The following is a 12,513-nucleotide window of genomic DNA, read 5'->3' as shown; positions in this document are numbered from 1 at the left end:
GCATGGAAAATCAAGCAAGCTCTCCAGCGCCGGATAAACATCCAGAACAACAAAGTATGGCGGAAAAATACTTTGAAGGGGTTCTGTGGAACAGTCGATTTGTGGTGTTATTAGCCGTTGTTGCCAGTTTGATTATGGCGTTTGGTATTTTTTATCTGACGGCGATAGATGTGTATTACACCATGGCACACCTGATGCATTATCATGAATTGGGCGATGCTGAAAGAGCTGCAATGAAATCACAGACCGTTGCCCATGTGGTCGGTTCGGTGGATGGCTTTCTACTGGGCACCATTATGTTGATCTTTTCTTTGGGGCTGTATGAGTTGTTTATTTCTAAAATCGATGCCGCAACCGGCAATAAAAGTTCCAGCAAGATTTTGATCATCAACTCTCTGGATGATTTGAAAGACAAACTTGCGAAAGTCATTCTTTTGATTTTAATCGTGATGTTCTTCGAACAGGCATTGTTCTTAAAACCGACCGCACCGCTGGAGTTATTGTATTACTCATTAGCCATTATGTTGGTGGCACTCGCGTTGTATTTATCGCACAAAGCGTATCAGCACTAAAACACTTTCCCGATCCAAAACTGACCAGGCCTGGTCAGTTTTAAGGCACAAAAAAACCCCCGCTGGGAGGGTTTGGGTCGCATAGAAGCGTTGCCTACGAAATAGATATTTCTTGGTATGAAAAGCTAAATCTTAGACCTTAGTCGGTTACACTATGTAGTAAATATACTAACAGAGTAGGTGACTATGAGCAAGAAAGTTTTAGGCCTAGACTTAGGTACGAATTCAGTTGGCTGGGCATTGTTAGAATCGGATGAAGATTTAGCGCCTCAAAAGCTAATAGACTTGGGTGTGCGGATTTTTCAGCGAGCAGTTGAAGATAAAACACCCACACCAAAAAATCAGGCGCGTCGCAACGCAAGAATGGCTCGCCGTATTTTGCAACGTCGCGCACGTCGCAAACAAAGAATGCAAAACTTTTTAATTTCCCACCAGTTACTGCCCTCAAGTCTGTCAGAAACAACACAACCTGAAATAATCTTAACCGGTACTCACGGTATTCCCGGTTTGGGTGACCCCTATGAGCTTAGAGCAAAAGCACTGGACTTTGAATTAAAGCCTTATGAATTAGGGAGAGTGTTATTGCACCTTGTACAGCGGCGTGGTTTTCAAAGTAATCGTAAAACCCTGTTAGGGGATATGGCCGATGATCCAGACGTAGTGAGTATACTAACTGAAGAAAAAGAAGATTTATCTTCTGAAGAAACCGCATTTAAAAAAGATATCGTTCAGTTAAGAGGGGAAATAAAAAAATCTGGTGCAAGAACGCTCGGTGAATATCTCTATCAGTTACCTGCCGATCAGGTAAAACGAAATCGTTCAAGAGAAGGCGGTAATTTAAGAACAGATAGAAGCATGTATAAAGACGAGTTTTGGCAAATTATTGAAACACAAAAAGCGTTTCATCCTGTGCTTGAAGATATTGATTTAGCCCTGTTTGAAATTATTTTTTTCCAGCGACCCTTAAAGCTAAAAAAAGATCGTGTCGGTAAATGCTCACTTGAACCAACTAAGCACCGCGCAAAAAAAGCCTGGCAAACCTATCAACGGTTTAGATATTTACAAGATATAAATAGTTTAAAACTATTTAATAGTTATACCACGGAATGGCGACCATTAAACTCTGAAGATCGTGCCAAGCTAATTGAGCTTTTTGAAAAAGATAAAAAACCTACGCTGGCAAAAATAAAAAAAGTTTTAGGGTTAAGTAAAAATGATCAGCTTAACTTTGAAAGTGGAAATAAGAATTTTAAGGGCAATACGACGGCTATCGCAATTCGAGAAGCTTATTCTGGATGGGATGATTTAGCATTGGAACAACAGAACAAACTTGAAGAAGACTTGGTTTCTTTTGTGAGTAAAAAAGCACTCAAAAAACGTTTAGAAACACATTGGGGACTAGATACAGAAACTGCAATTAATCTTTGTGTAACAGAACTAGAACCAGAACATTCAGACTTATCCTTAAAAGCGATTAATAATCTTCTACCTTATCTTGAACAAGGTCAAATATACTCGGATGCTAGAGTGAGCGCCGGTTATGGTTATGAACTAGCCACGAATGAGCCGCAAGACAAGCTTAGTGCACCGCCTGAAATTCCCAACCCAATCGTGATGAAAGGCTTGCATGAAGTAAAACGCGTTGTGAATGCAATTATTAAGCAATATGGTAAGCCTGACGCGATACGGTTAGAAATGGCGCGTGATCTTGAAATGAATACAAAGCGATATAAAGCATTTGTAAGTCAGCAAAACAAAAATAAATCGGACAATCAAGAGGCGCAAGATCAATTTGAATCCATTGCGGCTGCAAACCGTCATTTAGGGTTGTCAAAGTATCCGTCACATACAGATAAGCTGAAATACCGTTTATGGAAAGAACAGCAAAAACTGTGTGCTTACAGCCATAAATCAATTAGTTTGACTGAGCTTTTTACAGGTGCGGTTGAAGTTGATCATATCTTGCCTTATTCGCTCACACTTAATGATTCCTATATGAATAAAGTAGTGTGTTTTGCGAGCGAAAATCAGTTTAAAGGTCAACGCACGCCTAAAGAAGCATTTGAAAGTGATAGCACTAAGTGGGAACAAATCGAGCAAGGTATTAGCCGTTGGTATGCCAAGGGCTTGATGACTAAGCGTGATGCCTTTTATAAAACCAGTGAAGACTTAGATAAAGACTTTATTGGCAGCCAGTTAACGGATACCCGCTACATTAGCCGAGAAGCTCTGCATTATTTGCAAACATTAGGCGTTGAAGTTACAACGATAAAAGGGCAAGTCACCTCTTGGTTGCGCCATATATGGGGTATGAACAGCCTAATTGATGACGCAAAAATTGAAAAAGACCGTAGTGATCATCGTCACCATGCGATTGATGCGGCAGTGGTGGCGTGTGCAGACCGAAAACTTTACAACACAATCGTGCGCGTTGCTAAAGACTTAGAAAAACAACCGGGTACCTTGAATATAAAAGATATTCACATAGACCCAATGTTTGATCAGTTCCGTCAACAGGTTGGGAGTCGATTGCAAGATATTATCATTGCGCATGCCCCTGTCAGAAAAATTACAGGCGCTTTGCATGAAGATACAGGGGTAGGTTTTATTGAAGGAATCGGCGCGGTATATCGAAAAAACCTAGATGAAAGCTTAACCGCTAAAAGTGCGGAAAATATTTTAGATCCGGTAGTAAAAGCGTTAGTAAAAGCCCATCTAGAAAAGCATGGTAATAAGCCAAAGGTCGCCTTTTCTAAAAATAATCCGGTTTTCCACAAAGACGGCAAAACACCAATTAAGCGTGTACGTATTCTGCAGTCAAAAGCCACGCTTAAAGATTTAGAGCATTCTAAATTAGGCATTAAAAATCAAAATGGCGAGGTGTTTAAATGGATGACGCTGGGCAATACCCATCATGTTGAAATTTTTCGTCATAAAGAAACCGGAAAATATAAAGCCGAATTTATTACCGCTTTAGAGGCGACCCAAAGAGTGGTGAAAAATAAGCAACCCATGATTAAAGGGTATTTAGATGATCAATATGAGTTTTGTTTTGCTTTACATAAAAATGATTTGGTAAGAGCTAAAAATGGTAATCAACATGGGTTTTATCGAGTGCAAAAGATTGATTCGACTGCTAATGGATTAATGCTCCGCAAACATGTTGCATCCAAATTGGATAACAAGGACGACGAAATTCGTAAATCGATTACCGCTTTAATGGGTGAATATGAAATGCAAAAAATCCAAGTGAATGCCATTGGGGTTATAGCGAATGATCAAACGCACCCTTGAAATCAGTCACCCTAGTTACTTAAAAAGCCATCAGGGGCAATTGGTGATCGAGCAAGATCATCAAGTTGTTGGGCAAGTGGCGTTTGAAGATTTGGGGGTTTTGATTCTAGCGCATCCGCAAATCACGCTCACGCAAGCTGTGCTGGCAGCCTGTGCACAAGTTAATTGCGCGATAATCCATTGTGACCATCGACACATGCCAAGCAGTTTAACTTTGCCATTAGCCGCTCACACGTTACATAGCAAAATTATTCAGCAGCAAATTCAAATAACACCGGTGCGACGTAAACAAATTTGGCAACAAATTGTGCGAGAAAAAATCGTTCAACAAGCACAAACCCTGCAAAATTTAAATAAAGACAGTCAAGCATTAACGCGCATGGTCAGCTTAGTGCAGTCGGGCGATAAAACCAACCTTGAGGCTCAAGCGGCACAAAAATATTGGCCGTTATTGCTCGGTAAAGATTTTACGCGCGACTCAGAGATGGAAGGCATAAACAGCCTGCTAAATTATGGGTACGCCATTATCCGAGCGACTGTTGCCAGAGCACTTGTCGGTACGGGGTTTCATCCAGCAATCGGGTTAAACCATAGTAACCAATATAACGCTTACTGTTTGGCCGACGATGTGATGGAGCCATTTCGCCCCTGGATTGATCAACACGTTGTGGGTTTGGAGTCGGATCAAATAAATCAGCAAAACAAAGCAATTTTGCTCAGCCAATTAAATCAAACAGTGGTTTATCAACAAAAATCACAACCTTTTTTGGTTGCGCTGAGTTTGTTTGTGGCGCAATTAAAATCAGCCTATTCAGACAGCGAGGTGGTTTTAACGTTTCCACGGAGGGAGTAGTGATGATATTTGGGGGGCAAAATACCATGTGGATAATTGTCTTATTTGACTTACCAACCGACAGTGAAAAAGCGCGAAAAGATTACACGAACTTTAGAAAGCACCTATTAGATAATGGTTTTACCATGATGCAATACAGTGTTTATATGCGTCATTGTGCCAGTGATGAAAATGCACAAATGCATGTTCAGCGTGTACGTGCGATTCTGCCACCTGACGGTGAAGTCAGAATTGTCAAAATAACCGATAAACAGTTTGGAAAAATTGAAGTATTCTATGGAAAAAAACGTATTGAAACAGAAAAAGCCCCAGAACAACTTATGTTTTTCTGAGGCTGTAATAGTAAAATTAATTGTAATATCAATTGTTTATGATTGGGCTAGTGTAACCGACTAAGGTCTAAGCGCAAATCACAACTACGATCAGAGGAATATTTAACGCTGGGAAAGTGTAACCGACTAAGGTCTAAGCGCAAATCACAACTTGCTCGACACTGAATCCAGCAGATTCAACAGTGTAACCGACTAAGGTCTAAGCGCAAATCACAACTGTTCGCTGATTCGCGCTTTGATGACGGCAAGTGTAACCGACTAAGGTCTAAGCGCAAATCACAACTTAGGGATTTGGTCTAAAATTGACCAGCCCAGTGTAACCGACTAAGGTCTAAGCGCAAATCACAACTATTGGTTTGCATATATCCCCCTAAAAATTAGTGTAACCGACTAAGGTCTAAGCGCAAATCACAACTAGTCAGGCAGATGAAAACAAAGCGCATAAAGTGTAACCGACTAAGGTCTAAGCGCAAATCACAACTTGTTTGTGTTTGATCGCCATTGGTAGCCGAGTGTAACCGACTAAGGTCTAAGCGCAAATCACAACTGAGTCCATGCTATCAACAACAGGGGACTTAGTGTAACCGACTAAGGTCTAAGCGCAAATCACAACTATAAATTATTTGTGTATACTTATTTATATAGTGTAACCGACTAAGGTCTAAGCGCAAATCACAACCTTGAAGGTGTGCGCTATATCGGATCATCTAGTGTAACCGACTAAGGTCTAAGCGCAAATCACAACTGGAACTGTGATGGCAACATTTGTTGGGTTAGTGTAACCGACTAAGGTCTAAGCGCAAATCACAACTTGGCGGTTCGCCTGATGCCATGTCACCGGAGTGTAACCGACTAAGGTCTAAGCGCAAATCACAACTATGTTATTATACAAAAAGCATATCTTTAAAGTGTAACCGACTAAGGTCTAAGCGCAAATCACAACTGACAAGATAAGCGGTGCTTATGTATTCAAAGTGTAACCGACTAAGGTCTAAGCGCAAATCACAACTTACGGTGCGGTATTAACGTTGAATGGCTTAGTGTAACCGACTAAGGTCTAAGCGCAAATCACAACACTCGTGCGCCAAACGCTCAAACACTGCTAAAAGGAACATTCTCTTTAATCTTTAATAGACACGTTTCGAATTCAAAACTGGTCAGGCCTGGTCAGTTTTGATTATTTATGAGTCTCTAAAGCTGGTCTGGCAAGTTCAAAATCGGCCGAAGCATTTGTGTATTCATTGCCCCCGAGCTTGCCAACTGCATTCAATTTGTCAGATTGAATCGTTCCCTCTTGAATCAACGTATCGTCAACATAAATATGAAGTACATCCAGTAACATCAGTTTTCCACCGCCTGGTTGGTCAGACAGGGCGATGACGTCTTTTAAGCGGCATTCATAACGAACCTTGGCTTGTGCCACCCCTTTAGCGGTAACGCTGTGGCTATCGCAGGCGGCAATTTTCAGCGTTTCAAATTCACTCACGTTTTGGGCGTAGTTGGTACAAGACGCATTCATCGCTTCTGCAAGGTCAGTACTGACGATATTGATAACACATTCTTGTGTTTCTTTCAGGTTTCGCAAGGTGTCTTTGTCAGACTCGGGTTGTGCGTTAATTTGTGTCATTGTGAGAACGGGAGGGGTGCAGCTGGCCACACTGAAAAACGAATAGGGTGCCAAGTTATCAATGCCTTGTGAACTTTGGGTGCTGACCCAGGCAATCGGGCGCGGAATAATGCCGCCAACCAATAACGGGTAAAGTTGAGCAATGTCTAATTTAGAAGTGTTGTACTGCATTGTCAGCCTTTTTGTGTTGTCGCTGGAAACCAGTCAGAGGTTTTACCGGTTAAATAATAAACAGTTAAACCAATCCATTCTCTCCAAGCGGGTTCGAGAGATTTAAGGTGATCAAAAAAATCTACATCCATGGTGCGCAGTTCGTCACTATTAGATCGGTAATCGACAGGGTAAGGAATGACGTGAATGTTCTCTTCATTGGCGACACCCACTGCGCGCGGCATGTGATAAGCAGATGTGACGAGAAAGTAGGTTCCGTTACCGTCCGGCAGTAATCCTTTGCTAAACTTGAAATTTTCATAGGTATTGCGTGAGAGAGATTCGATAATTAATCGTTTATCAGCAATGCCAAGAGTGGTTAAGAGCTGACGTGCAAGATTGCCTTCTTTTTCGGTGTTTTGAAGTTGCATCGAGCCACTTCCGCCTGTAAAGATAACGGGGGCTTTCGGGTAATGTGTTGTGAGTTCTTTGGCTCCGATGTAGCGATCCCCCCCTAACCCAAGTTCCGGGCGACCCCAGCTTAGACTGCGTTTAAGATCTTCTCCACCTCCTAGAACAATAATGCCATCAATTTTTTTAGGCAGATGTTCGGGTGCTTGGAAACGTTGCTCTAACGGTTGAATTAATAGGTCTCCGATAGGGAATATTAAAACAATGAGTCCTGCTAAACTAGCGGGAAGCAAAAAAGTTTTTGCGCTGTGAATTTTATTGAAAAGCAAGAATGCTGATCCGAGAATCAGTAAGATTAAAATAATATTACTGGGGCTCAAAAAAGCCCAAGCAATTTTTGACACCATAAAAAATAATGAATCCATAGCGGGAACCTGACCTGATTAAATCATTTTATGTGAGAAAGCTCTATTCAGAAACGAAAGCAACGTTGTTGTGTCTTGAATAGGTTATTTAAGAATATTTAAACGTATTTAAGCTACATTATTAAGTTTTTTTATTGTTATTTTATCTTAGTAGAAAATTGACGATTATCTATTTGTTTAGTAATAATGACTAGTTGGTTTTTAACTGTTATTTAAAGTTTATTCAAGTTTGTTTACCCAGGTCGCTTGAAAATGTTTTTTTAATCCATATGTTCTAAGTAACGAAATAATACTTATATGTTAGTAAGTTACCTAGTATAACTTTAAGGAGTTTTTTAACAATGATGGATAAGTTTACCTCTCAATTCCAGTCAGCTTTAGGCCAGGCGCAATCCATTGCACTTGGGCTAGGAAATCAATTTATTGAGCCGCTGCATATCCTGTCGGCTTTATTGGCTGAGCAAACCTCGTTGCTACAATTGGCGGGAGTCAATGTGGCGCAGTTAAAGCAAAGCGTGGATGAAAAATTACAAACCTTGCCAAAAGTGTCGGGTGCAGGCGGCGATGTCCAGTTGTCACAAAGTGGTGGACGCGTTTTAAATTTAATGGATCAAATGGCACAGAAAAAAGGGGACTCGTACATTGCGAGCGAACTGTTTTATCTGGCGGCGTTACAATCGAGTGATCCTGTTAAAGAGCTTTTAAAAAATGCCGGGGCAACCGAGCAAGCTATTGAATCAGCCATTGAACAGGTCAGAGGGGGCGAAAGCGTGCAAGATCAAAATGCAGAAGAAAACAGACAAGCTCTGGATAAATATACGTTAGATTTAACCGAACGTGCTCGAAGCGGGAAACTCGACCCAGTCATTGGGCGAGATGACGAAATTCGTCGTTCGATTCAAGTGCTACAGCGCCGAACCAAAAACAACCCTGTTTTAATCGGGGAACCAGGGGTCGGTAAAACAGCGATTGTAGAAGGACTGGCACAGCGTATTGTGAATGGGGAAGTGCCGGAAGGCTTGAAGAACAAACGTTTATTGTCGCTCGATTTGGCCGGGCTGTTGGCCGGAGCGAAGTACCGTGGTGAGTTTGAAGAGCGTCTAAAATCGTTGTTAAAGGATTTGGAAAAACAAGAAGGCTCGGTCATTCTCTTTATCGATGAAATTCATACCATGGTCGGTGCCGGTAAAACCGAAGGGTCGATGGATGCCGGCAATATGTTGAAGCCTGCCCTGGCGCGGGGTGAGCTTCACTGTATTGGGGCGACGACTTTGGATGAGTATCGCGAAAATATTGAAAAAGATGCTGCCTTGGAACGTCGTTTCCAAAAAGTGATTGTCGATGAACCGTCTGAAGAAGATACCATTGCGATTTTGCGTGGTTTGAAAGAGCGTTATGAGGTGCATCACGGGGTCGCGATTAGCGATCCGGCCATCATTGCTGCCGCCCATTTATCGCAACGCTATATCACGGATCGTCAGTTACCGGATAAAGCGATTGATTTGATCGATGAAGCAGCTTCACGCATTCGTATGGAGATTGACTCCAAGCCGGAAGAAATGGATCGCTTGGATCGACGTTTGATTCAGTTAAAGATTGAGCGTGAAGCCTTGAAAAAGGAAAAAGACGAGGCATCGAAAAAACGCTTGGGTGTGCTGCAAGAATCCATTGATGAAATGGAAAAAGAGTATGCTGATTTAGAAGAAATTTGGAAGAAAGATAAAGCCGCTCTTCAGGGGGCGAAACAGTATAAAGAAGAACTGGATAAAGCCAGAATCGAGATGGAAGCGGCACACCGAGAAGGGAACTTGGGCAAAATGTCCGAGCTTCAGTATGGGGTGATTCCGGATTTGGAAGCCAAAATCAAAGCTGCGGAAGAAGCCGAAGGCGAAGAAGACGGTCAAATGCACTTGTTGCGAAACAAGGTTACCGAAGAAGAAATCGCTGAAGTGGTCGCGCGTTGGACGGGTATTCCGATTTCCAGAATGCTGGAAGGCGAGCGTGATAAATTGCTGCGCATGGAAGAAGCGATTGGGGCGAAAGTGATTGGGCAAAACGAAGCCGTGACAGCCGTCTCCGATGCGATTCGACGCTCGCGCGCAGGTTTGTCCGATCCAAATCGTCCAAATGGCTCTTTCTTGTTCTTAGGGCCGACAGGGGTTGGTAAAACCGAGCTGACTAAGGCCTTGGCGGATTTTTTATTCGACACGCAAGATGCCATTGTACGTTTGGATATGTCTGAATTTATGGAAAAACACTCGGTGGCACGTTTGATTGGTGCTCCTCCAGGCTATGTAGGTTATGAGCAGGGTGGTTATTTGACAGAAGCGGTTCGCCGTAAACCTTATTCCGTTATTTTGCTGGACGAGGTCGAAAAAGCCCACCCGGATGTCTTTAATATTTTGTTACAGGTCTTGGATGATGGTCGATTAACCGATGGTCAAGGTCGCACGGTAGACTTTAAAAATACCGTGATTGTGATGACGTCGAATCTTGGGTCTCAGATTATTCAGGAAAAAACCGGACAAGCGACCTATGAGGAAATGAAGCGAGATGTGATGGATGTCGTCGGAAGTCATTTCCGTCCTGAGTTTGTTAACCGAATTGATGATATTGTGGTGTTCCATCCATTGGATAAGGCACAGATTCGTTCGATTGCCGACATCCAGTTGAACCATTTACGTCAGCGCTTAGCGGACAATGATTTGAGCCTGGAGTTATCCGACGCCGTGTTGGATAAAATCGCTGAAGCTGGGTTTGATCCCGTCTATGGCGCCCGTCCTTTAAAACGCTCGGTGCAACAAATGGTGGAAAACCCATTGGCGCAACGTTTGTTAAAAGGCGAGTTTGTCGCAGGCGATACCGTCCATGTTGGTTTGACGGACGGTGAAATTGATTTTCATTAACGTCATTTCGCGTTAAATAACGAAATAGTAGTAGCTTATTAACCGCTCTGTTGGTGACAACAGCGCGGTTTTTTTATGCCTAAATTTTAGCCAGGCCTGGCTATTTTTATGATGATGGGGTCTTTTGAAGACTTTTTCGGCCTGTTTTTCGATGCGCTAGCAAAGCAAAGGGAACCAGTAATCCAAGACTGACGTGTATTAGGCTGCTGAGTGTTGATAAGTCAGGGTCGCCAAAGTAATAGATACCTAAGCTGCTGACAATGAGAATGGCCCATACACTACTGAAAAAGGTGCCGCTGAGGCGGTTTTCATGTCGTCGCCAGTGTGATCGGATATGGATTGTCCAGATGGCGCCGATTAACCAAACCATCAGCCAGCCGGATATGGCGTGCAGCATGGTGGTGGTTTGCCTTAAATGGCCGCTGGAAAAGGGAAAACTCATTAGCCATTCGATGTCGGATTCCATTCGGAAAAACAAAAAAGCAGGCACTAAAAGGATGCCACTGATTAACAATACGATCATCAGGGCGAATACAAAAAATAAAAAGTGTTTAGGATAACCGTTCATAAAGTAGTCCTGTTGGTTGACGCTGAAGAAGAGAGGTATTTCGCATTAAAGCGTTTTGCCGTTGCATATCGTTCTGATTCAGGTTGCAAGGCCAAAACTTTGGTTAATCCGTCTGCTAACCAGGTGTCTTTTGCCATGACGCTGATAACCCCTGGTTTTGGCTGTAGGCCTGTGTTATCAATAATCTGACCGGGAAAGCGTGCATTGCTTTGAGAGTGAACTTCTGAAGAAGCCAAGGCTTGGTTGTTGAGTTGAACAAGCGGCTGAAGGCTTGCTTGTTTCTGGCGTTGGCTGACAGGCAATGTCAGGTCTCCAAAGACTTTCAGATCACCGCCGGCATTTACCCAACCCGCCACAATATTATGTTGTTTCATAATGTCAATGGCTAGATCGACGGCGTACCCTTTTGCAATCCCGTCCAGCGAGATTAAAACGGGCGCTGTGAGTCGGGCCTGATGAGTTCGTATCTCAATATCCGATGCTTTGCCGCTCGGTTCAAAAGAATGCACGAAGTGGTTCGGGAGTATGTTTTTCGTTACCAGATACCCACCAAGCGTGCAGTTAAAAAGATGGTCGGAATCCAAACTCAGCTGTTTGGCTTTGCGCATAACTGAGAGCGTTTCATTCGGCAAGTCGATCCATTTACCAGGTGACTTGTTGAGGATTGACAGTGCGCTATTGGGATCGTGAAAACTCATTTGATTATGAATGCATTCTATTTTGTTGAATACCTGGTTTAAAACGCTTTCTTTCTGGTCGTGCATAAACGCACCGATTTCAACAAAGGTTCCGAGTATCGGTCTCATTCTCTTGGCAAGTGTTGGTGTCATGGCTTGAGTGCCACCTCATACAGTGCAAGTAAGCGTTTAACCCCATTTGTGACATTCCGGCAAGACAGTGTCGCACCACTGATATTAGGGATGTCTTCAGTCAGCTCTAAAGGGTGCGTTTTATCGGCACCGACAAAATGATTTCGCCACTCAGCCTGCCGCACTTCTCCGCCGTAAGTTTCACGGTAGTCCATAATTTCAATGCCTAGAACTTTTCCTTCGGGTGATATGGCTGTCGCATAGGTTATGAATTCATGTTTTCCGATGACTTTATCGATAATGACCCAGCCGAGAAAATCTTTCTCAGGAGTGAAGGCTTTCCAAGCTTTTTGTGTTTTCCAACGCTGACGGACGTCACTGATGGCTTCTATTTGATCTCGTTGCTCTTCATTTAGTTTGATGAGAGTTGGGGTGAACGAGGCCTGTTGTCCAAATAAAGCCACCTGGGCTTGGTCTTCATTTAAATATTCCACCGCATAGGCAATTGGACTTGCACAAAGGATCGGAAGCCCTAGTATCGGTATAAGTTGTTTCATTGACGAATT

The 12,513-nt window shown here is 42.8% G+C and carries 10 protein-coding genes and 1 CRISPR repeat array; of the genes, 5 read left to right on the top strand and 5 right to left on the bottom strand.

From position 1 onward, the window contains the following. The first annotated feature begins 2 nt into the window (after window positions 1–2). The 4 genes from P8629_RS03085 (at window position 3) to cas2 (ending at window position 5,051) form a co-directional block, all read left to right on the top strand. Window positions 3–572: a YqhA family protein gene (locus tag P8629_RS03085; protein ID WP_278164347.1), complete on the top strand. Its 570-nt coding sequence runs from the start codon at window positions 3–5 to the stop codon at window positions 570–572. A 186-nt stretch (window positions 573–758) separates the two neighbouring features. Beyond that, window positions 759–3,866 (top strand): type II CRISPR RNA-guided endonuclease Cas9, encoded by a 3,108-nt coding sequence (gene cas9 / locus P8629_RS03080; RefSeq protein ID WP_278164345.1) that lies wholly within the window; start codon window positions 759–761, stop codon window positions 3,864–3,866. Beyond that, the gene (gene cas1 / locus P8629_RS03075) at window positions 3,847–4,719 is read left to right on the top strand and encodes a type II CRISPR-associated endonuclease Cas1 (RefSeq protein ID WP_278164343.1); all 873 of its coding nucleotides are present in this window, start codon (window positions 3,847–3,849) and stop codon (window positions 4,717–4,719) included. The genes cas9 and cas1 overlap by 20 nt, the downstream gene beginning before the upstream one ends. Before the next feature lie 2 nt (window positions 4,720–4,721). Next, on the top strand, window positions 4,722–5,051 hold the full coding sequence (gene cas2 / locus P8629_RS03070; protein ID WP_278164671.1) for a CRISPR-associated endonuclease Cas2: 330 nt from the start codon (window positions 4,722–4,724) through the stop codon (window positions 5,049–5,051). 49 nt (window positions 5,052–5,100) lie between these two features. Then, window positions 5,101–6,127: a CRISPR direct-repeat array (repeat unit 37 nt; unit sequence AGTGTAACCGACTAAGGTCTAAGCGCAAATCACAACT). A 101-nt stretch (window positions 6,128–6,228) separates the two neighbouring features. Here cas2 and P8629_RS03065 read toward each other — a convergent pair. Both P8629_RS03065 and P8629_RS03060 read right to left on the bottom strand, forming a co-directional pair. Then, complete coding sequence (locus tag P8629_RS03065) at window positions 6,229–6,849, bottom strand: flavin reductase family protein (RefSeq protein ID WP_278164341.1); 621 nt, start codon at window positions 6,847–6,849, stop codon at window positions 6,229–6,231. Window positions 6,850–6,851: 2 nt separating this feature from the next. Then, on the bottom strand, window positions 6,852–7,664 hold the full coding sequence (locus tag P8629_RS03060) for a YdcF family protein (protein WP_278164339.1): 813 nt from the start codon (window positions 7,662–7,664) through the stop codon (window positions 6,852–6,854). Window positions 7,665–8,005: 341 nt separating this feature from the next. On the opposite strand from P8629_RS03060, the gene clpB reads away from it, so the two are divergent. Further along, a complete protein-coding gene (gene clpB, locus P8629_RS03055; protein WP_278164337.1) occupies window positions 8,006–10,570 on the top strand; it encodes an ATP-dependent chaperone ClpB in 2,565 nt (854 codons plus the stop codon). 106 nt (window positions 10,571–10,676) lie between these two features. Here the strand turns inward: clpB and P8629_RS03050 are convergent, their stop codons facing one another. Genes P8629_RS03050 through P8629_RS03040 form a run of 3 tightly spaced genes read right to left on the bottom strand, consistent with a single transcriptional unit; the run spans window position 10,677 to window position 12,504 of the window. Beyond that, a complete protein-coding gene (locus P8629_RS03050; protein ID WP_278164335.1) occupies window positions 10,677–11,138 on the bottom strand; it encodes a hypothetical protein in 462 nt (153 codons plus the stop codon). Next, complete coding sequence (locus P8629_RS03045) at window positions 11,135–11,968, bottom strand: FAD:protein FMN transferase (protein ID WP_278164333.1); 834 nt, start codon at window positions 11,966–11,968, stop codon at window positions 11,135–11,137. Before P8629_RS03045 ends, P8629_RS03050 begins: the two co-directional genes overlap by 4 nt. After that, entirely contained in the window at window positions 11,965–12,504 is a 540-nt protein-coding gene (locus P8629_RS03040) for an FMN-binding protein (protein ID WP_278164332.1), read from the bottom strand. Before P8629_RS03040 ends, P8629_RS03045 begins: the two co-directional genes overlap by 4 nt. Window positions 12,505–12,513 lie beyond the last annotated feature (9 nt).

This window comes from Hydrogenovibrio sp. 3SP14C1 (assembly GCF_029625905.1).
Classification (GTDB): Bacteria; Pseudomonadota; Gammaproteobacteria; order Thiomicrospirales; family Thiomicrospiraceae; genus Hydrogenovibrio.
The sequence above is the reverse complement of the archived record's forward strand: the minus strand, read 5'-3'. Positions and strand labels throughout refer to the sequence as shown.

Coding starts and splice junctions, on each gene's coding strand:
- cas2 (WP_278164671.1), top strand. CDS start 4,722: ATGATATTTGGGGGGCAAAATACCATGTGGATAATTGTCTTATTTGAC.
- P8629_RS03040 (WP_278164332.1), bottom strand. CDS start 12,504: ATGAAACAACTTATACCGATACTAGGGCTTCCGATCCTTTGTGCAAGT.
- cas1 (WP_278164343.1), top strand. CDS start 3,847: ATGATCAAACGCACCCTTGAAATCAGTCACCCTAGTTACTTAAAAAGC.
- clpB (WP_278164337.1), top strand. CDS start 8,006: ATGATGGATAAGTTTACCTCTCAATTCCAGTCAGCTTTAGGCCAGGCG.
- cas9 (WP_278164345.1), top strand. CDS start 759: ATGAGCAAGAAAGTTTTAGGCCTAGACTTAGGTACGAATTCAGTTGGC.
- P8629_RS03060 (WP_278164339.1), bottom strand. CDS start 7,664: ATGGATTCATTATTTTTTATGGTGTCAAAAATTGCTTGGGCTTTTTTG.
- P8629_RS03085 (WP_278164347.1), top strand. CDS start 3: ATGGAAAATCAAGCAAGCTCTCCAGCGCCGGATAAACATCCAGAACAA.
- P8629_RS03065 (WP_278164341.1), bottom strand. CDS start 6,849: ATGCAGTACAACACTTCTAAATTAGACATTGCTCAACTTTACCCGTTA.
- P8629_RS03050 (WP_278164335.1), bottom strand. CDS start 11,138: ATGAACGGTTATCCTAAACACTTTTTATTTTTTGTATTCGCCCTGATG.
- P8629_RS03045 (WP_278164333.1), bottom strand. CDS start 11,968: ATGACACCAACACTTGCCAAGAGAATGAGACCGATACTCGGAACCTTT.